Origin of the sequence: Clostridium acetireducens DSM 10703 (assembly GCF_001758365.1) — a bacterium.
Classification (GTDB): Bacteria; Bacillota; Clostridia; order Clostridiales; family Clostridiaceae; genus Clostridium_C; species Clostridium_C acetireducens.
Genome location: NZ_LZFO01000012.1, coordinates 37,687 through 58,147, shown reverse-complemented (window position 1 = coordinate 58,147; position 20,461 = coordinate 37,687). Strand labels below are relative to the sequence as shown.

Genomic DNA, 20,461 nt, shown 5'->3' with positions numbered 1-20,461 from the left:
GACTTTAACCTCCACCTTGTTCAAAGAGTAGATTCATTGTTTTGTGGTAAACCTCTTTAACCGCCGTTCCCGATGTGCAGTCGATGTCTACAATGGTTTGACCATTATTAATAGCTTTAACTGCGTTTGAGTCAAAGGGTATACTGCCGATATAAGGAAGACCTTGTTTATTACAAAACTCTTCAATCTTCTCTGTGTTTACAATATTGGTATCATGTTTGTTTATACATACTGCTGTCTTGGTTCCGAATTTCGCCGCTGTTGTTATAATGCGCTCCATATCGCTGATACCTGATATGGAAGGTTCTGCGACTATCAAAACCATATCCACGCCACTAAGTGATGCAATGACAGGACAGCCTATTCCGGGAGATCCATCAATAATGGCCAGCTCAGTATCAACTGCTGCCGACTTCATTTGTTTTTTTACCTCAGTGACAAGCATTCCAGAGGTACCACTGCCCATTTTAAGCTGTGCCGTTGAAAACACTTTTTTCTGATCAGAATACAGCATCAGCTCTCCGGCCACTGCCGATACCAAAGTTATCGCTTCCGTAGGACAAACATATGCGCAAACACCGCAGCCTTCACATGCAAAAGGATCAACCTTATAGTGCGACTCTGCTTTAATCGCGCCAAATCGGCAGTTTTGCCTGCACTGATCGCACCCAGTACACAGTTCAAGATTTATCTCCGCTTTTGGCAACCCATAATAGTCTGTTTTTTCCGGTTCAACATTCCATCCGGTTATTAGGTGCAGGTTAGGTGCATCTACATCACAATCCGCATATGCTTTGGCATCAGCAAGCTTTATAAATGCACTTGCTATTGTGGTCTTTCCAGTGCCGCCTTTTCCACTAAGGATTAGTAGTTGTTTCATTACACTGCACCTCCTTTGCCACTGTTTTCAGCAGAGAAGAAAACAGTTCTCGGTACTTTTCATTTTTATTAACGGCAATTTCCGCATTCGAGTTCAAGGTTCCAAGTTCATTGTCAAATGGAATCCGCCCTAATATCTTTATATTATTTTCAAAACAAAACTTCTCTGCTGGGTTTTCTTCATCCAAGCATTTGTTAAGAACCACCCCAAATGGCTTATTAAATAACTTGACCAGATCGTATACCATATTGAGGTTATGAACACCAAACAATGTCGGCTCAGCTACCAATACACAATAGTCCGCATCTTTGATGCTCTTCATTACGATACAAGCGCTTCCTGGAGGGCAGTCAATAAATGTCTGTTTATTTGCTTCCAAATTTTTCTCGGTAAGCAGCTTTTTTATGATAGGAATGCCCGTAGCTTCACCAGTATTCAATATTCCTGTCCATACCGTTACTTCGTCGGAAATCCCTTTTTGTACCTTGCCAATAACCTTTGCTTTCTCTGTTAGTGCCTTTTCAGGACAAACCAAGATGCAGCCACCGCAGGAGTGGCACACATCGTCAAAGACAATCAGTTTGTTTTTAATATAGGCGAGGGCGTTAAAGTTGCAAAAATCAACGCATTTTCGACATCCATTGCATAATTCTTCATCCACTTTTGGAATCTTTACTGATATTTCTTCCTCCCTGACTCCTTCAGGCTTAAAAAACAGATGTCCATTTGGCTCTTCTACATCACAGTCTATATATGTGGATTCCTTCGATGCCGCAGCTAAATTCACTGATACCAGTGTCTTTCCTGTGCCGCCCTTGCCGCTAAGCACAGCTATTCTCATATTAATTGCCCCCATGTCCATGAAATCCGGCATGAATTTCATCAAGCAAATGAAGTTTGCCGGCAATAAAAGCATCAATATTATCTTTGGCTGAAGTAGCTGAAGTAGTTGTAGTTTTATAAATTTTGATTTCAGCGGGTTTTAACACGTCAGCAGCATTTTCTCCTAAGCGGGGAGTTAGTAAAGCATTTGCTTTGTTATCCACTATTATTTGTGCAGCTTTAATCCCTGCACCTCCTGTGCTTGCCGCCGCACTGTTGTCAATAAATATACTTTCCTTGGTTTCTACATCATAAATAAGAAAATAGGGAGTACGTCCAAATGATACACATACATTCGACTCCAAGGTTTTCTCATCTACTGGAATTGCTATTTTCATAAGAATCCTCCGTTCTATTTTTGTTTAAATAATTCGCAATTGCGTTGCGTAGCGCACTCACACCTAAATTTGAGCAATGAACCTTATTTTCAGGAAGTCCATCTAAAGCCTGGATAATATCTTCTTCCGTAATATTCAATGCTTCCTCTAAGGTTTTGCCCTTTGCTAATACCGACGTCATACTGGATGTTGCAATTGAAGCACAACACCCAAACACCAGATAGCTGATTTCCTCAACACGATTATCTTTTACCTTTAAATAAACGGTCAAATAATCTCCACAGGAAGGATCACCGTAGCTTCCTTCAGTATTTGCATCCGGCATACTATGGGCATTTTGTGGGCACATAAAATGCTCAATTACTCTTTCTGAATATATAATCAACCACCTCGATCCGCATCATCTGTAAAACATCTACCACGCCTATGCCTGTGGCAACCACGGCCACAACCATTCCCTAACCCTTCACAAAGCCGGTATTCACCGCCCTCAATCAGTAATACCTTTCCATTTACTAATGATTCAGCCAGCTTTTTTCTGGCTTCGATATAAATGCCTTGAACGGTGCTACGAGCAATATTCATTTGCTCGGCGCACTCTTCTTAAGTGAAGCCTTCCAAATCGATAAGTCTTATAGTTTCATACTCATCTACTGTCATGTTTACATGGTTTTCTGCGTCGGCAGACGAATCAAGAGGCCCGAATTTATTGCTCTCAGGCAAACAGCAAACTTTTCTCCACTTTACCGGTCTCGCCATAATTCATCACCTCCATCCTAATCAGAAATAACCAGAGCGTCCTCTGGTTATCCCTGATGCCCATTATAGGTTCTCCAATTGCTTATCAATAACTTCAAGTCGATCTTGCAACATGGTTTTCTGTTCATTCAGCAGCTCTTTTTGTGTTTTTGAGGAGGTCTGGTTAATCGCAGAACCTCTACCAAAACCGCGATCGAAACCGCGTCTGCAAGCAAATCCAAGACCCAATCCCATTCCAAGACCAGCCCCATATTTTACTGCATTAGCACCTGTGCAAAGTCCTAAACCTCTTCCAGTCATTGAACCAGCACCCATCGGGCCAGTTCCATTTCTTCTTGGCATGCTTTTCACCTCCTTATAGTTTATGACATATGCCATCTATTCTTATTATACTCCGTTTATGGCATATGTCCGTTGTTTTACAACAACTAAACATTAAAAGCCACTTAAAAGTCTGAGAAATCGGGCTTTTCTTTTGTCAATCTTTGTGTATATTTGTGTTGTGTATTGTCGTGTATTGAGATATAATGGGGTTAGAGGTGAATTTATGTACCTAAAGAAAAGCATGAGCAATGGTAAACCCTATTTATCTTTTGTCCAAGGTTACAGGCAGGATGGGAAAGTAAAACAAAAAACGATTGAGAAACTTGGCTATCTTGAAGATCTTGAAAAAGAATACCCTGATCCTATCGCCCATTTCAGGCAAGTCGCAAAGGAACGTTCCAGGAGTGAGGCTTCTCAAAAAACGTTGGAACTGAACCTATTAGCCAAGCTCCCGGATAAGGTGGCTCTGCGCAAAAATCTTGGTTATGCTGTACCAAAGGCAGTGTACTCTTTACTTGGACTTAAAGACTATTTTCAGAACAAACAAAGGCATCTGAAAGTGGATTACAACCTAAACAGTATCTTCAGCCTCCTTATTTTTAATCGCTTTTTATTTCCTTCATCAAAAAAAAGCGCCTTTGAAACCAAGAATTCCTTTTTTGAATCCTACAACTTTTCATTAGCTGATATTTACCGGGCTTTAGATTACTTTGCTGGCTATTCAAATGAAATCCAACAGCATCTCCATGGCAGAATATGCGAACTTATTGGAAGGGACAGCCAGCTTGGATATTATGATGTCACCAACTATTACTTCGAGATCCCCTATGAGGATGAAGATGTGTACGATGAAGATAGGAATATGATTAAAAAGGGTCAAAAGAAACGTGGGCCATCCAAAGAGCACCGAAAGGATCCCATTATTCAGATGGGACTCCTCATGGATGCAAATGGAATCCCAATGGCCTTTAATACTTTTTCCGGTGGTGAAAGTGAAAAGCTCTCTCTCCTGCCAACAATTCGCCGTGTGAAAAAAGATTTCGCCTTGGAACGTGTTATCGTTGTGGCCGATAGGGGTCTTAATACCAGTGATAATACTGCTTTTCTTTCGGGAAAGAACCACGATGACATGGCAGGTAATGATGGTTATGTTTACGGACAAAGTGTTCTCGGTGCCGATAAGCAATTCAAAGAATGGGTGTTAAATCAGGAAGATTACTTAGTAAAAAAAGAAGAGGATAAGGATGGGAATACCTTCTTTTTTAAGCACAAATCCCGGATTTGCGCAAGGAAAGTACAGTTAAAGGGAAGGGATGGTAAACGCGCCCGCAGGATGGAAATATATCAGAAGCAGATGGTTTATTATTCCGAGAAATACGCCAGGAAACAAAAAAAGGATAGGGACAGGGCTATTGCCAAGGCAAAGGAACTGATTAACAATCCTGGGAAATATACAAGGGCTACCAGCCTTGGAGCAGCCGGTTATGTAAATAATATCAAGTTCCTCAAAGAAACAGGTGAAATACCCGACGGTCTGGTTCTATCTTTGAACGAAGCAAGAATCCGGGAAGAAGAAAAATATGACGGATACTATTCCATTGTTACCAGTGAAAAGCATTTATCTGATACAGAAATTCGGGATATTTACAAGGGACTTTGGGAAATCGAGGAATCCTTTAAAATAATTAAAAGCGAATTCAAGGCGAGACCTGTGTATGTAAAAAAAGATGAACACATGGAAGCACATTTCCTGATCTGTTTTGTAGCACTGGTAATCATGAGGGTTCTTGAACAGATGCTACGGAAAAAACATACCGTAAAGCAGATTCGTAATTCGTTGATTAACTATTCATGCTCCTATTTGGAACAAAATTATTACCTGTTTGATTATCGAGATGATGTAATAAAGTCCTTCGAGTCCACCTTTGATTTTGACTTAAGTAAAAAAATTATGTCCAAGGCCGAGATTAAAAAAATTTTGCAATACAAAAAACAGGTGTGAATACACTACAATTTTATGACAAAAAACAAAACCCGCTAGCCCTTGATAACGCTGGGCTAACGGGTATTTTTTAGTCATTTTTGCTGTAAAACTCAGGTATTTTACTGCATTAGCACCTGTGCAAAGTCCTAAACCTCTTCCAGTCATTGAACCAGCACCCATCGGGCCAGTTCCATTTCTTCTTGGCATGCTTTTCACCTCCTTATAGTTTATGACATATGCCATCTATTCTTATTATACTCCGTTTATGGCATATGTCAATAACTTTCGAGTGAATTTAATAGAAAATTCAAAAAACCGTCAATCAAGGAAATTCCTCAAGTGACGGTCAACATTATTGCCGATATAGGTTTTCTAATTGCTTTAGCTTATTTTGTTGGGGCTGGTGCTTTTACAACAATCAATTCCAACGTTTCATCATTCAAATTTTTAACGTTCATCTTTGTATTTACAGGTATTTTTAGTAAAGTACCATTGGAATACTTATGAATTTCCTGGTCATTAAGGCCAATAGAAAGTGTACCTCTTACTACCGTCATATAAACATTAGAATTTGAAAAATGTTCTGGCAACCCTTCATCTTTGTTAAAAACCATGTGTAGATAATGAAGGTTCTCATCATAAATAACTTTTTCTACTGCTTTCTCATTGCCAGTTGATATTTTATATACTTGCTCAATCATTTTATCATCCTCCTAGTATTTAAATTATATCATAAAATTTAATATTATTATGTAACTTAGTCACAACACAAAACGATTATATCTATTTTGAGTAGTGAATGGCATCCTTCGGACATACTTGTTGACAATTAGTACATTGCAAACATATTGAAGTTTTAATCTCAGCTTTTTTATCTGTTGATTTAACCTCTATTGCTTCGGAAGGACAAACTTTCTCACAAAGCTTGCACCCAATACAGTTTTCTTTATTTACCTTTTCTGAAAACTTAGCAAATCTTCCAAAAACTTTTTGTAGCGGCCCAAACGGACAAATGAGATTATGAAACACTGCCGGCTTATATCTAAGTGTTATAAGCACCGAAACCGCTAACCAAATTAGTAAGATAGGAATATTTTTATGTAACAATTTTTGTGCAAGCAACATTATTGCTACGCTACCCACCAACGCGAACCATGCAAATTTTCCAGAGCCAAGCCACTTGGGAGACTTATCCGTCTGTAGCTTTAGCTTTTTTGAAAGCGCTTCTGTTGGAATCATCAACGTATTCATCGGACAGACATAACCACAATATACTCTACCAAATAGCAATGCTACTAAGAGACTTACCGCATATAAAGCAAGCCATAGCATTATTTTACCATTAAATAGTAAAAATATGAATAGTGCAAAAAACAAAATACGTATTGTAGTAATAATATACTTCATATAATCCTCCACCATTTATTGAATTTATAATATTATAACGCTATAATATTATAAAAGGTGTTACCTTGGTAACACATAGGAGGATCTATATGACTAAGAATATTAATTTAATCAAAAGTACTACATTGATAAAATCTTTATCAGATGATGATATACTTACTAACCTCAAAAATGGAAAGTTTAAAGTCACGTCTTATAAGAAAAATAGCATTGTTCATTTTGATGGAGAAACATGTAGTAAATTAGAAATAATCTTATCCGGCAAGGTTGCTGTAGATCGTATTGACGAGTCTGGAAATCTGCTTACAATCTCAGAGTTTTACAAAAATGATATTTTAGGCGGAAACCTATTGTTTTCAAAAAATCCTTATTATCCTATGACTATATTAACAAAATTGCCCACGGATATGCTAGAAATTGATAGAGAAGCGTTGTTTGAATTGTTCTGTAATAATCCTATCTTTTTACGAACATACTTGGAACTTACTTCCGACCGTGCATTTATTCTCGGAGATAAGATAAAGCATTATATCAATAAAACAATACGTGAAAGCATCATGAACTATCTAAATTACGAAAGTAAAAAACAAAATTCTAACCACATCAAATTAAATATAACCAAAAAGGCGCTTGCTGAAAGAATCGGGGTTCAACGTACATCTTTATCTCGAGAGTTGGCAAAAATGAGGAAAGATGGGCTGATTCAATTTGACTCAGAAACGATTACTTTATTGAAATAATAAAAGCCTTATTATTGTACAGACAGACCGCCAACCAAGAGAATTTATCTCCTGGCTGACGGTCTGTCTTTAAGCTATGTTTATATTTCTACTTCAATTCCTGACTTAAACCTCACAACCACGTTGTTTTCAAATATAGTTGCTTTCTCAACTAAGAGTCTTACCAACTCTTCATCGTAATCAAGATTCTGATCTGCATGGTTTTCTATAAAATCCATCATCTCTGTAATTCGGTCTTTCTCGCCTTGGCTTTCAGCCTCCGCCGTAAGGATGGCTTGCCTTCTTTCACTAAGGACCTGTATTTCATCAGCAAGTTTTTCATAGTCCTTGCCGGAATTAGCATAGCTGATGAGTTCCATCTGTTTCTCTTCCATTTGCTTGTCAATGTTGGCAATGGCTTGTTCATTGCTCTCGCAGACCACCGACTCAATATTCTCCCGCAAAATCGCAATCATCGATTCACCACCGCCAAGAACCTGGTTAAATGCCTCTGCTACTGCGGCATGGAGGTCTTCCTCCGAAATTGTCCTTGATGTGCAACCTCTAGGTCCCTCTTCCAATCGTGTAACGCATCTCCAAACCGTAGACTTCTTGCCACGGTTGTTCCAATAAGTCCGTCTATATATGTCTCCGCAATCACTGCAAAAGGTGATGGAGGATAAGGCATACTTACTACTATATATCCTTCTCTTTCCGTCTTTACCTTTAAACAAAAGACTTCTGCGTTTCATTTCTTCCTGCACCTGCAGATATAGTTCCCTTGGAATGATAGCCTCGTGATTATTCTCAACATAATACTGGGGAACGATGCCTTCATTTTTGACACGCTTTTTTGTTAGGAAATCCACCGTGTAAGTTTTCTGTAACAGTGCATCTCCCATGTACTTTTCGTTCTGCAGTATCTTTTGTACTGTTTCCGGTCTCCATTTCGGATTGCCCGCCGCTGTGTAAATTCCGTCTTTCATCAAACCCTTACAAATTCCTGCGAGGCTCTCGCCCTCAAGGTACTCTCTGAAAATTCGCTTTACAACCTCAGCACCTTTTGGCTCAATGATAAGGTTTCCATCCTCGTCCTTTGTATATCCAAGAAATCGGTTATAGTTGACCTGCACTTTGCCTTGTTGGTATCTGTACTGAAGACCAAGTTTAACATTCTGCGAAAGTGACTGGCTTTCCTGTTGTGCTAAGGACGCCATAATGGTAAGGAGCACCTCACCCTTGGCGTCCATTGTATTAATATTTTCCTTTTCAAAATATACCGGAATGTTCTTTGCCTTTAGGTCACGAATGTACTTTAGACAATCCAAGGTGTTACGAGCAAATCGGCTGATGGACTTGGTAATAATCATGTCAATGTTGCCCGCCATGCATTCATCTATCATGCGGTTAAACTCATCACGCTTTTTCGTGTTTGTGCCTGAGATACCATCATCAGCAAAGATGCCTGCGAATTCCCATTCAGTATTTTCCCTAATGAAATCTGTGTAATGCTCCATCTGAGCCTCATAACTTGTAGCCTGTTCCTCTGTAACTGTAGAAACACGACAATAGGCTGCAACTCTAAGTTTTGGTATTTCTTCTTTCGCTACCGTATTGCCGACCCGCTTTCGAGCCGGAATAACGGTTATGTTTTTACTTACATTCATATTAGCCATCAGTCCACCTCGCTTTCTATCAGACCGTACATATACTCGGCTTGTGCAAAAGGATCATCAAAAAACTTCGTCTGTCTGCCCATTTTAAATTTAGTTTGTGGAGTGGGCGGTAATGGTTCTTTATATTCCTTTATTCTCCCAAGAGCCAGTGCTCGTCTGCGTATTTCATTGTTTGCTTTATTAAAAACGTCACTATTAACAATGGCGGGGTAATACTCATCCCCAACATAATGCTCATTTTGCAGCATTCTTTTTGCTGAAGCGTGGTACAATTTAAGTCCTGCTCTTTCGGCAGCCACTGTAAGAGCCAACCCTGAGTTATAGCCATCAAAGAGTTCTTTTACTTGACCTGCTGCCGTTTCATCTATAACTGCTTTACCGCCTTCAATGCGGTAACCATATGGTGTATGTGTCATTATTCCACCAGCCTTTCTTTTAAGGAAAGACCGCATTTCAGTTTAAATACAATCTCCTCCCTGGAATTTACAACTATCTCATCTATAAAATCTTCAAAAACATTATCGTTAAATTTCAATGCCATTCTGTTTCTGCTACAGAATCTTATGAGCCTTTGGGATTCATCTATCTTTGACGCATTACCGCTTACCGCAAAAAATATATGTTTTTTCTCTGTGGCAAGCCGAGCAAACTTACTTAATAGTTCCGTATTCTGCTTTGTAAACAGTCCCGGATTCAAAAGTCCCTTTGACATAAGTTCCATAAGCACATTACGCTGATTTTTGTTCTTTTCAATGCTGTCCTCAATTTCAGTAATTTTCTTCAGATAGGCTTTCTCATCAATATTTCTCAACCCTTGCATAAAAGGCTTGAGCAGCATATCGCAAGAAAAAACCAGTTTGTTTAGCATTGTTACAAATGCAACCTTAATATCTTCATCTTTGATAAACTTCATTGAGCATTTAACTGTGTGTTCTATGTGCTTTGTACAACACCAGGCGATATACTCATTTTTTCCGGAATAATGAATACGTCTTTTGAAACGGGAACCACACTCTCCGCAGGTTATTTTGCCGGAGAATGCATACCGCTTTTGGTATTTGCCTTCCTTCTTTGAAACACCCTTTTCCTTGCCACGTTGTTCCATAATCAACTGTGCCTTTTCAAAATCCTCATGGCTGATAATAGCCTCATGATGCTTTTCTAAAAGGTACTGATTTTCTTCGCCGTAATTTATATGGCGGTTGAAGTTGCTATCAGTATAGGTCTTTTGGAAAATTACATCTCCAGTATATTTTTCGTTCTTAAGAACACCTTGTACTGTTGACGGATGCCAAACTGTACCTCGCTTGGATGGAATACCTCGCTCATTTAATTCCTTGGCTATAAGAAAGGCTCCTTTGCCATTAATACACTCTTTAAAAATGGTGCGAACTATTTCCGCCTCCTCAGGCACAACCTCCATCTTGCCATCAGCGTTTATGTAACCGTATGGCGGGTAGGAAATTATAAAAGTGCCGTTTATAAAGCGTTTCTGAACAGACCATTTAATGTTTTGCGAAATGGAAACAGACTCGCTTTCAGCAAGGCCGCTTAATATGGAGAGCATTAACTCGCTTTCCATAGAACCTGTATTAATGTTTTCTTTCTCAAATTGAATGAACACACCGACATCAATGAGCCTTCGTACCATTTCCAAACAGTCGGTTGTATTTCTTGCAAACCGGCTGATTGATTTTGTAAGAATTAAATCAATCTTTCCTTGCTCAGCATCCTTTATCATATCCATTAGACCGTTTCTGTTGTCTTTCTTAGTCGCACTCAACCCTTCATCATAATAAAGACCTGCAAAATCTCATTCGGGATTTAATCTAATGAAGCTTTCGTAGTGTTCTTTCTGTGCTTTTAAACTGACCAGTTGTTCATCACTGTCAGTAGAAACTCTGGCATATGCAGCAACACGTAATTTCCTCTTTGAAGTAGCTGCTACATTATCAACTTTGAATATCTTTTTCATCATCTCACCTCGCTTTCGGTATATGACATATTCGCTCTAAAAGCCAGTAATAGCAAGTGTTTTAGGGCATTATCTTTGCTAAAACGGGTGAGAATCTTTTGCGATTTAACTCTGTAATTTTGTCGAATTCATCCAGTGAAATTAGCCCCGCAGATAAAAGCTGTTTAAGCAGTTTTTGAGCCATATAGTAATCAGCCTCTTTCTGCATTTGGCTGTTAGTCATTTTTATAGTTTCACTTGGTATTGGGTTGTTGTCTGTGACTTGAAAAATCTTCATAAAAAAACACCTCCTATCTGGTAGCCACGGCGGGAGGTGAAATCTGATGTTTTTTCTAATCTTTTTTATAGAAGTCGCATTCATAGCCATCGGCATCAAGGAGCAGTCCCTTTGCCCAGGGGGGAACTCTGCCCATCTGCTCACATACGCTATCTATGGACATTCGAGGGTCTGCCTCAATGATTACTTCATCATGCACATGAGCCACAATGCTGCAATTACGAAGTGCCATCATGGAATACATCAAAATATCACGGGAGATTGCCTGAACAATATTTTCTACAAATTTAGGGCCATAACTTTCAATACGCTCCCATTTCTTTGTTCCTCCTACACCTTCGTAAGTCACGGACTCACCACCGAAGATATTTTCGCCGATACGAGGTTTTACATAGGCAAGATGTCTGCCGGAAGGGAGAACAATAAATAGCATTCCGCTCATGCAATGAAACTCGATGTTATTAGTTTTCTGTGACTTGTTTTCCTTAATACACTTCTTAACAACACGGTCCACATCCCACCAGAACTTTACGATGTTTGGATTGGATGCCCTCCAGGCATTTACAAGGGGTTTAAATTCTTCCTCTGCAAGTCCCATCTCCAATGCACCCATAGCCTTTAATGCACCGACTGATCCACCATATCCAAGTGCTAATTCTGCTATTTTTCCTTTTTGCCTTAGATGACCGTTCACACCATGCTTTTCAACAGGAACTTTAAACATCTGAGATGCAGATGCACAATAAATATCACCACCGCTTGCGAATACTTCGGTTCGCCACTCTTCACCTGCAAGCCATGAAAGCACACGAGCCTCAATTGCAGAAAAGTCTGCAACAATAAACTTATTGCCGTCCTTTGGCACAAAGGCTGTGCGGATAAGCTGTGAGAGGGTGTCCGGTATATCTTCATAGAGCATTTCAAGCGTTTCATAATCACCGCTTTTCACTATGCCTCGTGCCTCTTTTAAATCCGGCATATGATTTTGAGGCAGGTTCTGTAATTGCACGATTTTTGAACTGAAGCGTCCTGTCCGATTGGCACCCAGGAAAGTAAACATCCCACGAATCCTATCATCGTGGCAGACGGCATTCTCCATAGCCGTATATTTCTTTACAGATGATTTTGCGAGCTGTTGACGGAGGGAAAGAACCTTATTCAGTTCGCCATCTGTTTCCTTAAGCTTCTCCGCAACAGCCTTTTTGCCTAGCGTCTCCATCTCGATGCCGTTATCCGAAAGCCAAGACTTCATCTGTACCACGCTGTTAGGATTATCAAGATTCGTAAGTTCCTGCATGGAGGATGTAAGGCTTTTGCGAGATACTTCATCCATTGAAATGGCCTGTTTTACGAAAGGCATATCAACACGAATGCCTCTGTCATTGATTTCTTCGCTCAGGTGATATTCTTCCCAGATGGAATCCGGCACGGGGAATTTAATCAGTTTCTGCTCAATTTGCATTTCAACTTCGACATCTCGGATGTTATAGAACCTGAAACGCTCCCACTTTTCTGGAGCATCAGATGGTAAATTTCTTGTGCGGTTTCCGTTTACCTTTGTCGGATTGCATGGAACACAGAAGTATCGAATCAGGTCTTTACCCTCCGTCAGCTTCTGCTTTTCAAGACCAAGAACGGCACCCAAACCTTCCAAGGAAAGGGGAAGTCCCATATATGCCGCCCAAGTCATCGTGCATCTCCAGGATTTCGGGGCAAGATACTCGCCAACAGGATATCCGAGAAAACGAGATAGGCATACACGTTCAAATGAGCTGTTATGGGCATATTTAATAACCTCATCATCTTCCAAAGCAGAAAGGATGTCCGGTGGTATCTTTTCGCCACAGGCAAGGTCGATTATTCTCACCTCACTGCCGTCTACAGAGTAGCTGAATAGCAGAATTTCAAAATCTGGCGATTCACAGTAGTGATAGACACCACACTTTGCCAGATTGATGCTACTGTATGTTTCAATATCACAATGCAGTGTTTTTATTCCAGCCATGCGTATCTATCTCCATTCTTGATTTTGCTTATAGCCTGATGGCCTACACCATATAATTCACCAAGCCGTGTACAGGTAAACCCGCAGAATATGCCAAAGCGTATCCCTTCAACATCTTCCGTAGTAAGTTTCTTCCACGCCTTGCCTTGACGATAAACGTCATAAATGTTTTCTGTCTGTGAATCATAGCGAAGGTTCTCCAGACGGTTATCTTTTGGATTCCCGTTTGCATGAAGCACATACATACCATCTCTTTCGCCTACAAAAGCAGCCATAATCAAATGATGAACCGCAAAGGTATGCCTTGGGTCATTTAGGATAACCATAAGGTAATTACCTCGAACTCCGGGGCGAAGTATTCTTTCTCTTGATAAATAATCAAACTCTCCGTTCTGATTGCTGCTATGAATTACACGCTCCAGGCTTTTGATTCTGCCCTCACTGCTTGCCTGATACTTACCCTCATAGCCGGGTATATCTTTCCAGATTTCTTTCATGATGCACCTCCATTCCTAAAAGAAAAAAGGTGGCAGAGGGAAAGCCTCCACCACCGCAATGTCATCGTTCCTTTTAGGCAAGGAAGTCATCATCTACAAGAGTAGTAAAATCATCTGCTGCAGAGGTCTTTCCACCGAGAGGCTCGCCATCCTTAATTTTTTGAATGTTCCCAAGACCACAAGCTACACCCTTATTGCCGTTGGAGTTGAAAGCATAGAAGTTAAGAGAAACTCTACCGTAACAACCACTGTACACTTCACTGCGGTCCATAATAGGTTTAACTCTTTTGTCTACAATCTGGGGAGCGGTTATGCTGTTGGCATTGATAAAGTAATGCCCTTTATATGCCTCATCGTCACGCTCTACATCGCCGTCACGGAGCGGAAGTTTGATGGTAGCTTTATTTGGTTTCTTACCACCAAACTTTGCAATGCCTTCTTCAATAGCTGCATCGATAGCAGCGTTTACTGCATCTATGGTTTCCTTATCATCCTTTGGAATGAGAACGGACACACTGTATTTCTCAGCACCGCCGTTAATAGATACCGGCTCCCATCCGTGGAAATAAGAGAGCCTTGTGTTTACGCCTGTGATAACCTTAGTTTTATTAGTGTTATTTGCCATAATATTTAATCCTCCATAATTTCGTTAAATTCGTTTTTTGCATCTGCTACGTTCATAGCCGGTCTTTTATCTGAGTTGGGAGCAAGAGTCGGCTTGCCCGGTGGTTTATAAATGAGGTCACCGAGTATTTCCTCGAATTTGGTTTTACCCATCAGTTTCTGCATCTCTGTCATAGGGATGAGGCTCTTACGATAAATGTCTTTAAATCCGCTTGCCACAGCTTTTTCTGCGATGGCATCTTCATCTTTGTATTTACGAACAGAGCGACCTTCCACAACCTTAAAACCGTTCCACTCTTTGCCGTGATTCACAGCGGCGTCTGTGGCGTAGGCAGTTATTTCATTTGCCCATTTAGTAAGGTCGGGGAGAATGAACAGAATCTCCTCTATCTCGTTATCAGTAAGTAACGGTGGCATCTTAAACTCTGTCTGGGCAAGTTTCAGCTTTTCCTCGGCTCTTGCACGGCATCTGACTGCAGCTTTGCAGAAAGTACACCATTCACCTGGTATATATTCACCCTCGCCGTTATAGGCTTTTACTGCCTTTGGTTTAAGCTCCTCTTCTGCCCAGCATTTAAGTTCCTCTACCGGTACAGTCCATGTGCTGACATTTTTTCTTCTTGGTTGGAAAATCGTCATCGATACTTCGTTGATATCATAAAGGCTGTCATAGATTTCAAGGGCACCCAAGGCATACAGTTTCATCTGTGGATTGTCCACCGCATCAACAAGCACACCCATGCCATATTTGAAATCTATGATGTGAAGTCTGTCATCTGAAATGATTAAACAATCTCCAGTACCAAAGCCGTCCGGCACATAGCAGGAAAAATCAAGACGCTTTTCGATAAGAATGATAGCTACCTCCTCCGATTCTATTGAATCAGTTGTAGCTTTGCGCAGGATTTCCACATCGAAGCCCGCACTCTTATAGCCTTCTAAAATTGTACTGTAATAATAACAACTCGGCTGTCCAAGCGGTCTACCATCATTCATGATGTAGACCATCGCCTTGACGGTTTTGCTTCCCAACTTCACTTTTATTGTTTCCTTTCGATAAAGGAACGGCCATCCCTCGTAACGGTCAAGTGCCGCTTCATCGGTCGGTGTAATCTCCTAAACTAAAACTGGTACGTTGCCACCCTCAAAAGGCTCGATTGTCGCCACAGCGCCCGCGTGTGCCCCTCGAAATAATAGGCGGTGGTCATTGATTTGACTTGCTCCTACCACCTTCGCTGTGGGGCATCTGTCGGCCATTTGCTTTAGATTAAGGTTGGAGCCATAGGCAAGATATAATTTATTCTTCATTGTAATCCTCCTTCTTAGCTTTGTGGGTTAGGGGCAGCTCAGGCCGCCCGAAACCGCCATGCAGCTGAACCCGAAAGTGCTGCTGTCAAATGTTCTCTGCAGTTTGCAAATTCATCCCCAATGAAACCAATCCGGTTTAGATAGGTTCTCATGGCAAATTTCTCGTTTTCCACCTGTGGTTTCTTTGCTGATGCACACTTTTGTGTTAAGGCTTGGTGGTTGATGGCAAGTGCTAGAACAATGTAGCTTCTTATCTTTCCTGCATGAAGTTCGCTATTGAACCCTCTAAGTTCAACTGTATGGTTTCCGGTAAAAAAGCTGTGAAGGTTGAGGAAATGGTAGCGGCTGTTGTGGTAATGAGTGTTTCTACTCTCGCTGTAGCCCTCGTACCAAATGTCCTCAATTTGTCTCATGGTTCTAGGCTTTTTACGGTTTATCTTCTCAACCAAAATGCTGTCCATCTTTTTGCAGTAATTCATTCTCTGCGGTGCAATCTGAAGTGCTTTATAAAATAAGTCGTTTTTGCTTGCAATGATATTTACAAAGTTTCGAATGCTTCGTGGGGTATGTTCAGCACCGTCTAGATGAATGTGAATTCCGCAAGATGTATTTGTAAAGGCTCCAGATTTGCGAAGCTTTCTTACTAGCTCCTGCAAAGTTTCAATGTCCTCCCGGTAGGTTAGGATTGGACTAACCAGCTCAACGCTATAATCTCTACCTGCAGCTACTTTTCTTCTACCTTCTTTTCTTTGGCAGTTGATGCTCCCATCGTACATAAACTTCCACACTCGACCATCTGAAGTTTTTACCTTCTTGGTGTCGTAGTAAGTCCCGCCTTCACTGTAAATGCCTTGCAAATATTCTGCAGCGACTCTAGCTGCCCTTTCCCTTGTAATCCCTGTAAATTCAATCTCAATCCCGAATTTTGCACTTAACATCGTGTATCGCTCCTTTTAAAGTGTGTTTGTCCTTTCGGCATGTACATATATCACTCTAAAAGGCTTATATAGCAAGACAATTCTGCAACATAAATCTACATATTTACTGCCATATTGGGCTTAAAATGTGTGTTTTTATTCTTCGATTTTCTTGCATAAATCCTCTCCAAAAACCACTCCAAGGGAACTGCCTGAATCCCAACTGACGTGGATAGTTCCCAAATCATCAACACTAGTAACCGTACCTTTATCTCCTGGCTGAAGCTTGGTATAAGGGTCATTCATCTTAAGTAGCATGACACGAGTTCCTGGAGTGTAATAACTTCTAAGTTGCTTTAGCATTTCTGGGTGAATGATATTCATTATTCACTCACCTCCTGATGCTTGGCACTTCCGCTTTTGAAGGCAGAGCTACCCGACAGTTTGGAGAGGAGAATTTTTCGTTCTGTTTTGTATTCTGGCCCGATAAATCCAAGTCTTAGAAGGAAACAACGGAAAGCGTACTTTTCATTCTCCACTGATTTCTCGGTCGAGTTGACGCGGGTCTGCTTCTTTGCCATTTCACAAAGTGCTGTTACAAAGTGGGTATAAGCCTTCACCTCCTCTGCGGAGCACTCACTCTGGAACCAAGGGAAGGTTATAAATTCCTCATTTATGATAATGGGAATAGAGTCAGTATCAAGTGCTTTCTTTATAAGGGTTTCTTTGCTTTCTACCAATCCTTTTAGGTTATCAAGTGCAGTTTCGCTAAAACCCTCCCTCGGCACAATGTCATAAAGATAAGCTTGAATAAACTGGAAAACAAAATAATAAATATTCAGAAAATAAGTTTTTTAAAGAAATTCCTCTATAATCAATATTGCATTATTAAATATTGATGGAGGAATTTTTTATGGGTAAAATTAATAATTTTAAAGAAGGAATTAAAGAATCAAATCACGTTATAAATGATATAATGTTTCTATATAAATTTAGGCTTAAAGAAACATATTTTACAAGAATGGGAGGTAGCAAATTGAAATTTACTGACATAATATTATTTATACTAAATTTTGTAAAAAAGAGTTTACAAATTGAATTAGATGATTTTTTTAATAAAGTCCAAAAAAGTGATGTAACCATAACTAAACAAGCATTTTCTCAAGCTCGTAGAAAGGTTTCACCTAAGGCATTTATATATCTTCTAGAAGAAGTAAACAAATGGTTTTATAAAAACACACCTTTTAACACATATAGAGGATATAGATTATTAGCAATTGATGGAACCGTAATACAATTACATAATAGCGCAGAATTAAGAGAAAAATTTGGATATATTGAAAATCAAAATGCTAAGGTTGCACGTGCTCAAGCTTCTGCTTTGTATGACATAGAAAATGATATGATCATAGCATCAAAAATAGATAATTATAGAACTGGAGAAAGAGAATTAGCAGAAAATTTAATAATTAAAATGTGTGAATATGGCACATATAATGATTTGCTATTATTTGATAGGGGCTATCCATCAAGAGATTTTATAAATTTTCTTGAAGGAAAATAATTGAAGTATTTAATGAGAGTTAGTAATGGATTTTTAAAAGTAGTTGTTAATGCTCCAAATCAAGATCAAATTGTAGAAGTTAAATATAAAGATATCATATTAAAAATGAGAGTATTAAAGTTTAAATTAAATTCAGGAATAATTGAGACTCTAATAACTAATATATTTGATGAAGACTTTACAGTAGCAGATTTTAAAGAACTCTATTTTAAAAGATGGGGAATTGAAATTAAGTATAATGAAATAAAAAATAAGTTGCAAATTGAGAATTTTACAGGTGAAACACCAATAGCCATAGAACAAGATTTTTATGCAACAATGTACTTGGCTAATATGGTTGCATTAGCAAAAAAAGACGCTAATCAAATAATTGAAGAAGAATATAAAGAAAAAGGATTAAAGTATGAGTATAAAGTTAATACTAATGTTTTAATTGGTAAACTTAAAGATACATTGATTACTATGATATCTATAAATAATCCTTGGAAGCGCTCAAGGATGCTAAAACATATTGAAAAAGAGATTGAAAGGAATGTGATTCCTATTAGACCTGATAGGAATTTTAAGAGAAAAAATAACAAATCTACTCAAATGGTAAATAGAATGAATAAAAAAAGAGCTTTGTAAAATACATTTATATATATTTATGGGGAAAACTTTCTTTAATATGATGAAGGTTTATTTCTTATACCCAATTTTATAATACTAATAACAATAATCATGAAAAGAAGTTCATGGTTATTATAAACTTCTTTTCATGATTATATTTTGTAAAAATATTGAATCATAGCTTTATGACATTGCCCCTGGGGTTCTTGACAGACCCTTGGGTGCATCTTGCTAATAAGCCAAACTGCAGCTGATAATGTCTGCTTATCAAAAGATGATGCTATTATATAATTGTCACATAAATGTTAAAATTAGCACCACCTGGGTACTAGGATGTGGTTGAAAGTCAACTCCTTGCTAAAATTAACTGTTTACTTGTTTAATTTTTAAATTATCGATTTGCAAATATAGCCATGATTTCTTCATCGCTTTTTTCATCTTCCCAATTATCTGAAAAGAAGAAGCTTAAATTCATATCACCACAATAATGTTCATATATTTCTGGACGTAATGATTGTGCCTTATTACTATTTTCAATGCTACGTTGATTTAATGAACCATTTTCTTTTTTCCCATTACGATGTACATCATAGCAATATATCGCCTTAGGATTATTTCCCTCAGCACGGCTCCCTATTAATCTTTTTTCAGTATCATTTTTATTAAATTTTTTCTCTTTAGGAATAAAATTAGCAAAAAGTTTTGAAAAACCTTTAAATAAATCTCTGTTTGCATTTCCTATTTTGACACCAAAAAAATCACAAAATTCTTTTTTACTATGAAAGTAAACGTTGTAAAAATCAATATATCCATTAATTGAATCATTTATATTGCTTCTTTTTACAAATTCCACTTTCGCCTTAGCATATTTACTTGGTTTTCTCTGATTTTCTCTATAAAGTGTTAATATCACAAAATAACCTTCTTCTTTATATCTAAATAGAAATGAATCAATAATCCATCCTTTTTGCTCCATATCGTTTAAAAGAGATGGTAAATTTTTAAACAACAATTCTGCCATAGTTATAACCTCACAAACAGCTTCTTTTGATTTTTGATATAATTATAGTTCATGCTGATATCCTAATTAATAATATATTAGCTAATTTTTATATAAATGCAAAAATTAGTACCCCTGATGTACTAAGAGGTGGCTGGAAGTCAACCCTTTGCTATTATTTTCATATTTTTATACATCCCTCCTTGATTTCTTGCTACTATATCAACTTATCATTTATCTCTAAAATTGCACACAATACAAACTGAAGTTTTTTCGTTTCTACACTTAAATTCATGGGGTTATCCAAATATATCCATTGCTAAAAATCTAATTTATGTTGTAATAAAATATCTTTGATGCTATCAGATATACCACTGACGACTCCTTGTATTTTCTTTGAATTTTTATTTGGATATCCCATTTATATTTATCTTGCTTTAACTGTTCAAATAGCTTTTCGAGGTTGTACCCATCCTACCCCTTTTGGCTATACTTAATTTCACACTTCATGAGTAAACTTTTTAGAGCAAGCTCAATTGCAAATGGTAGAAGAAAGGTGCATGCATATAAACCCCCAATTTCTAATGCCTTATAACTCGTAGAGCCTGTTACAGTTTTCACATTGCAAAGCAATTCTTTAACTACTTTTCCATTGTTGCTATTTATATCTTTTTCTGCCATTGACAATAGATAAGTCACCCGTTGTAACAATATAT

General features: G+C 38.6%; 24 protein-coding genes and 5 pseudogenes. 3 read left to right on the top strand and 26 right to left on the bottom strand.

Annotated features, from left to right (window positions below; genetic code table 11):
- Positions 1–4: 4 nt before the first annotated feature.
- From CLOACE_RS05480 to CLOACE_RS05455, 6 genes and pseudogenes are all read right to left on the bottom strand, one after another.
- Positions 5–880: an ATP-binding protein gene (locus tag CLOACE_RS05480; protein ID WP_070110030.1), complete on the bottom strand. Its 876-nt coding sequence runs from the start codon at positions 878–880 to the stop codon at positions 5–7.
- A complete protein-coding gene (locus tag CLOACE_RS05475; RefSeq protein WP_070110028.1) occupies positions 858–1,721 on the bottom strand; it encodes a nucleotide-binding protein in 864 nt (287 codons plus the stop codon). The genes CLOACE_RS05480 and CLOACE_RS05475 overlap by 23 nt, the downstream gene beginning before the upstream one ends.
- A 1-nt stretch (position 1,722) precedes the next feature.
- Entirely contained in the window at positions 1,723–2,100 is a 378-nt protein-coding gene (locus tag CLOACE_RS05470) for a NifB/NifX family molybdenum-iron cluster-binding protein (protein ID WP_070110026.1), read from the bottom strand.
- Positions 2,075–2,485, bottom strand: coding sequence for an iron-sulfur cluster assembly scaffold protein (locus CLOACE_RS05465; RefSeq protein WP_084027561.1), 411 nt, complete (start codon positions 2,483–2,485; stop codon positions 2,075–2,077). Before CLOACE_RS05465 ends, CLOACE_RS05470 begins: the two co-directional genes overlap by 26 nt.
- Positions 2,482–2,859: pseudogene (locus CLOACE_RS05460) on the bottom strand (DUF134 domain-containing protein). Before CLOACE_RS05460 ends, CLOACE_RS05465 begins: the two are co-directional and overlap by 4 nt.
- A 63-nt stretch (positions 2,860–2,922) precedes the next feature.
- The gene (locus tag CLOACE_RS05455; RefSeq protein ID WP_070110024.1) at positions 2,923–3,201 is read right to left on the bottom strand and encodes a DUF5320 domain-containing protein; all 279 of its coding nucleotides are present in this window, start codon (positions 3,199–3,201) and stop codon (positions 2,923–2,925) included.
- A 205-nt stretch (positions 3,202–3,406) separates the two neighbouring features.
- Between CLOACE_RS05455 and CLOACE_RS05450 the strand changes: the two genes are divergently transcribed.
- A complete protein-coding gene (locus CLOACE_RS05450; RefSeq protein ID WP_070110022.1) occupies positions 3,407–5,185 on the top strand; it encodes an IS1634 family transposase in 1,779 nt (592 codons plus the stop codon).
- On the opposite strand, the gene CLOACE_RS11945 is transcribed toward CLOACE_RS05450, so the two are convergent.
- The 3 genes from CLOACE_RS11945 to CLOACE_RS05435 form a co-directional block, all read right to left on the bottom strand.
- Positions 5,120–5,374 (bottom strand): DUF5320 domain-containing protein, encoded by a 255-nt coding sequence (locus CLOACE_RS11945; RefSeq protein WP_070110020.1) that lies wholly within the window; start codon positions 5,372–5,374, stop codon positions 5,120–5,122. The two genes, CLOACE_RS05450 and CLOACE_RS11945, sit on opposite strands and share 66 nt — an antisense overlap.
- Before the next feature lie 179 nt (positions 5,375–5,553).
- Entirely contained in the window at positions 5,554–5,868 is a 315-nt protein-coding gene (locus CLOACE_RS05440; protein ID WP_070110018.1) for a cupin domain-containing protein, read from the bottom strand.
- A gap of 82 nt (positions 5,869–5,950) precedes the next feature.
- Entirely contained in the window at positions 5,951–6,574 is a 624-nt protein-coding gene (locus CLOACE_RS05435; RefSeq protein ID WP_070110016.1) for a 4Fe-4S binding protein, read from the bottom strand.
- Between the two features lie 89 nt (positions 6,575–6,663).
- Between CLOACE_RS05435 and CLOACE_RS05430 the strand changes: the two genes are divergently transcribed.
- Complete coding sequence (locus tag CLOACE_RS05430; protein WP_084027559.1) at positions 6,664–7,314, top strand: Crp/Fnr family transcriptional regulator; 651 nt, start codon at positions 6,664–6,666, stop codon at positions 7,312–7,314.
- 80 nt (positions 7,315–7,394) lie between these two features.
- Here CLOACE_RS05430 and CLOACE_RS05425 read toward each other — a convergent pair whose 3' ends face one another.
- From CLOACE_RS05425 to CLOACE_RS05375, 15 genes and pseudogenes are all read right to left on the bottom strand, one after another.
- Complete coding sequence (locus CLOACE_RS05425; protein ID WP_070110049.1) at positions 7,395–8,960, bottom strand: recombinase family protein; 1,566 nt, start codon at positions 8,958–8,960, stop codon at positions 7,395–7,397.
- A gap of 8 nt (positions 8,961–8,968) precedes the next feature.
- Complete coding sequence (locus CLOACE_RS05420) at positions 8,969–9,385, bottom strand: hypothetical protein (RefSeq protein ID WP_070110014.1); 417 nt, start codon at positions 9,383–9,385, stop codon at positions 8,969–8,971.
- The gene (locus CLOACE_RS12145) at positions 9,385–10,074 is read right to left on the bottom strand and encodes a recombinase zinc ribbon domain-containing protein (RefSeq protein WP_479723168.1); all 690 of its coding nucleotides are present in this window, start codon (positions 10,072–10,074) and stop codon (positions 9,385–9,387) included. The genes CLOACE_RS05420 and CLOACE_RS12145 overlap by 1 nt, the downstream gene beginning before the upstream one ends.
- Positions 10,075–10,758, bottom strand: a pseudogene (locus tag CLOACE_RS12140) (recombinase family protein); the annotation flags it as partial.
- A gap of 24 nt (positions 10,759–10,782) precedes the next feature.
- On the bottom strand, positions 10,783–10,944 hold the full coding sequence (locus CLOACE_RS12135; protein ID WP_479723166.1) for a hypothetical protein: 162 nt from the start codon (positions 10,942–10,944) through the stop codon (positions 10,783–10,785).
- Between the two features lie 61 nt (positions 10,945–11,005).
- Positions 11,006–11,221: an SHOCT domain-containing protein gene (locus tag CLOACE_RS05410; protein ID WP_084027558.1), complete on the bottom strand. Its 216-nt coding sequence runs from the start codon at positions 11,219–11,221 to the stop codon at positions 11,006–11,008.
- 55 nt (positions 11,222–11,276) lie between these two features.
- Positions 11,277–13,217, bottom strand: a complete 1,941-nt coding sequence (locus CLOACE_RS05405) for a DNA polymerase (RefSeq protein ID WP_070110045.1) — start codon at positions 13,215–13,217, stop codon at positions 11,277–11,279.
- Entirely contained in the window at positions 13,214–13,723 is a 510-nt protein-coding gene (locus CLOACE_RS05400) for an NUMOD4 domain-containing protein (RefSeq protein ID WP_070110013.1), read from the bottom strand. The genes CLOACE_RS05405 and CLOACE_RS05400 overlap by 4 nt, the downstream gene beginning before the upstream one ends.
- 73 nt (positions 13,724–13,796) lie before the next feature.
- Positions 13,797–14,348: a DUF2815 family protein gene (locus tag CLOACE_RS05395; RefSeq protein ID WP_070110011.1), complete on the bottom strand. Its 552-nt coding sequence runs from the start codon at positions 14,346–14,348 to the stop codon at positions 13,797–13,799.
- Positions 14,349–14,353: 5 nt separating this feature from the next.
- Entirely contained in the window at positions 14,354–15,343 is a 990-nt protein-coding gene (locus CLOACE_RS05390; RefSeq protein WP_242866407.1) for a DUF2800 domain-containing protein, read from the bottom strand.
- Between the two features lie 3 nt (positions 15,344–15,346).
- A pseudogene (locus CLOACE_RS12070) lies at positions 15,347–15,460 on the bottom strand (gamma-glutamylcyclotransferase); the annotation flags it as partial.
- Positions 15,461–15,463: 3 nt separating this feature from the next.
- Positions 15,464–15,655, bottom strand: a complete 192-nt coding sequence (locus tag CLOACE_RS11935; RefSeq protein ID WP_242866405.1) for a hypothetical protein — start codon at positions 15,653–15,655, stop codon at positions 15,464–15,466.
- A gap of 38 nt (positions 15,656–15,693) precedes the next feature.
- Positions 15,694–16,593 carry an amidoligase family protein gene (locus CLOACE_RS05385; RefSeq protein ID WP_050355266.1) on the bottom strand — a complete coding sequence of 300 codons (900 nt, stop codon included), beginning with the start codon at positions 16,591–16,593 and terminating at the stop codon, positions 15,694–15,696.
- A 135-nt stretch (positions 16,594–16,728) separates the two neighbouring features.
- The gene (locus CLOACE_RS05380; protein WP_050355265.1) at positions 16,729–16,956 is read right to left on the bottom strand and encodes a DUF4314 domain-containing protein; all 228 of its coding nucleotides are present in this window, start codon (positions 16,954–16,956) and stop codon (positions 16,729–16,731) included.
- A pseudogene (locus CLOACE_RS05375) lies at positions 16,956–17,360 on the bottom strand (virulence protein); the annotation flags it as partial. The pseudogene CLOACE_RS05375 and the gene CLOACE_RS05380, both read right to left, overlap by 1 nt.
- Positions 17,361–17,470: 110 nt before the next feature.
- Here CLOACE_RS05375 and CLOACE_RS11930 point away from each other — a divergent pair.
- Positions 17,471–18,763, top strand: a pseudogene (locus CLOACE_RS11930) (IS4 family transposase).
- Between the two features lie 373 nt (positions 18,764–19,136).
- Here CLOACE_RS11930 and CLOACE_RS05365 read toward each other — a convergent pair.
- Together CLOACE_RS05365 and CLOACE_RS05360 are read right to left on the bottom strand one after the other, a co-directional pair.
- Positions 19,137–19,766 carry a DUF6037 family protein gene (locus CLOACE_RS05365; protein ID WP_070110010.1) on the bottom strand — a complete coding sequence of 210 codons (630 nt, stop codon included), beginning with the start codon at positions 19,764–19,766 and terminating at the stop codon, positions 19,137–19,139.
- A gap of 453 nt (positions 19,767–20,219) precedes the next feature.
- On the bottom strand, positions 20,220–20,426 hold the full coding sequence (locus tag CLOACE_RS05360; RefSeq protein ID WP_139141313.1) for a hypothetical protein: 207 nt from the start codon (positions 20,424–20,426) through the stop codon (positions 20,220–20,222).
- Between the last annotated feature and the right edge of the window lie 35 nt (positions 20,427–20,461).

What these genes read in the sequence shown, in the direction of transcription:
- CLOACE_RS05480 (WP_070110030.1), bottom strand. Translation starts at nt 880, where the DNA reads ATGAAACAACTACTAATCCTTAGTGGAAAAGGCGGCACTGGAAAGACC.
- CLOACE_RS05475 (WP_070110028.1), bottom strand. Translation starts at nt 1,721, where the DNA reads ATGAGAATAGCTGTGCTTAGCGGCAAGGGCGGCACAGGAAAGACACTG.
- CLOACE_RS05470 (WP_070110026.1), bottom strand. Translation starts at nt 2,100, where the DNA reads ATGAAAATAGCAATTCCAGTAGATGAGAAAACCTTGGAGTCGAATGTA.
- CLOACE_RS05455 (WP_070110024.1), bottom strand. Translation starts at nt 3,201, where the DNA reads ATGCCAAGAAGAAATGGAACTGGCCCGATGGGTGCTGGTTCAATGACT.
- CLOACE_RS05450 (WP_070110022.1), top strand. Translation starts at nt 3,407, where the DNA reads ATGTACCTAAAGAAAAGCATGAGCAATGGTAAACCCTATTTATCTTTT.
- CLOACE_RS11945 (WP_070110020.1), bottom strand. Translation starts at nt 5,374, where the DNA reads ATGCCAAGAAGAAATGGAACTGGCCCGATGGGTGCTGGTTCAATGACT.
- CLOACE_RS05440 (WP_070110018.1), bottom strand. Translation starts at nt 5,868, where the DNA reads ATGATTGAGCAAGTATATAAAATATCAACTGGCAATGAGAAAGCAGTA.
- CLOACE_RS05435 (WP_070110016.1), bottom strand. Translation starts at nt 6,574, where the DNA reads ATGAAGTATATTATTACTACAATACGTATTTTGTTTTTTGCACTATTC.
- CLOACE_RS05430 (WP_084027559.1), top strand. Translation starts at nt 6,664, where the DNA reads ATGACTAAGAATATTAATTTAATCAAAAGTACTACATTGATAAAATCT.
- CLOACE_RS05425 (WP_070110049.1), bottom strand. Translation starts at nt 8,960, where the DNA reads ATGAATGTAAGTAAAAACATAACCGTTATTCCGGCTCGAAAGCGGGTC.
- CLOACE_RS05420 (WP_070110014.1), bottom strand. Translation starts at nt 9,385, where the DNA reads ATGACACATACACCATATGGTTACCGCATTGAAGGCGGTAAAGCAGTT.
- CLOACE_RS12145 (WP_479723168.1), bottom strand. Translation starts at nt 10,074, where the DNA reads ATGGAACAACGTGGCAAGGAAAAGGGTGTTTCAAAGAAGGAAGGCAAA.
- CLOACE_RS12135 (WP_479723166.1), bottom strand. Translation starts at nt 10,944, where the DNA reads ATGAAAAAGATATTCAAAGTTGATAATGTAGCAGCTACTTCAAAGAGG.
- CLOACE_RS05410 (WP_084027558.1), bottom strand. Translation starts at nt 11,221, where the DNA reads ATGAAGATTTTTCAAGTCACAGACAACAACCCAATACCAAGTGAAACT.
- CLOACE_RS05400 (WP_070110013.1), bottom strand. Translation starts at nt 13,723, where the DNA reads ATGAAAGAAATCTGGAAAGATATACCCGGCTATGAGGGTAAGTATCAG.
- CLOACE_RS05395 (WP_070110011.1), bottom strand. Translation starts at nt 14,348, where the DNA reads ATGGCAAATAACACTAATAAAACTAAGGTTATCACAGGCGTAAACACA.
- CLOACE_RS05390 (WP_242866407.1), bottom strand. Translation starts at nt 15,343, where the DNA reads ATGAATGATGGTAGACCGCTTGGACAGCCGAGTTGTTATTATTACAGT.
- CLOACE_RS11935 (WP_242866405.1), bottom strand. Translation starts at nt 15,655, where the DNA reads ATGAAGAATAAATTATATCTTGCCTATGGCTCCAACCTTAATCTAAAG.
- CLOACE_RS05385 (WP_050355266.1), bottom strand. Translation starts at nt 16,593, where the DNA reads ATGTTAAGTGCAAAATTCGGGATTGAGATTGAATTTACAGGGATTACA.
- CLOACE_RS05380 (WP_050355265.1), bottom strand. Translation starts at nt 16,956, where the DNA reads ATGAATATCATTCACCCAGAAATGCTAAAGCAACTTAGAAGTTATTAC.
- CLOACE_RS05365 (WP_070110010.1), bottom strand. Translation starts at nt 19,766, where the DNA reads ATGGCAGAATTGTTGTTTAAAAATTTACCATCTCTTTTAAACGATATG.
- CLOACE_RS05360 (WP_139141313.1), bottom strand. Translation starts at nt 20,426, where the DNA reads ATGGCAGAAAAAGATATAAATAGCAACAATGGAAAAGTAGTTAAAGAA.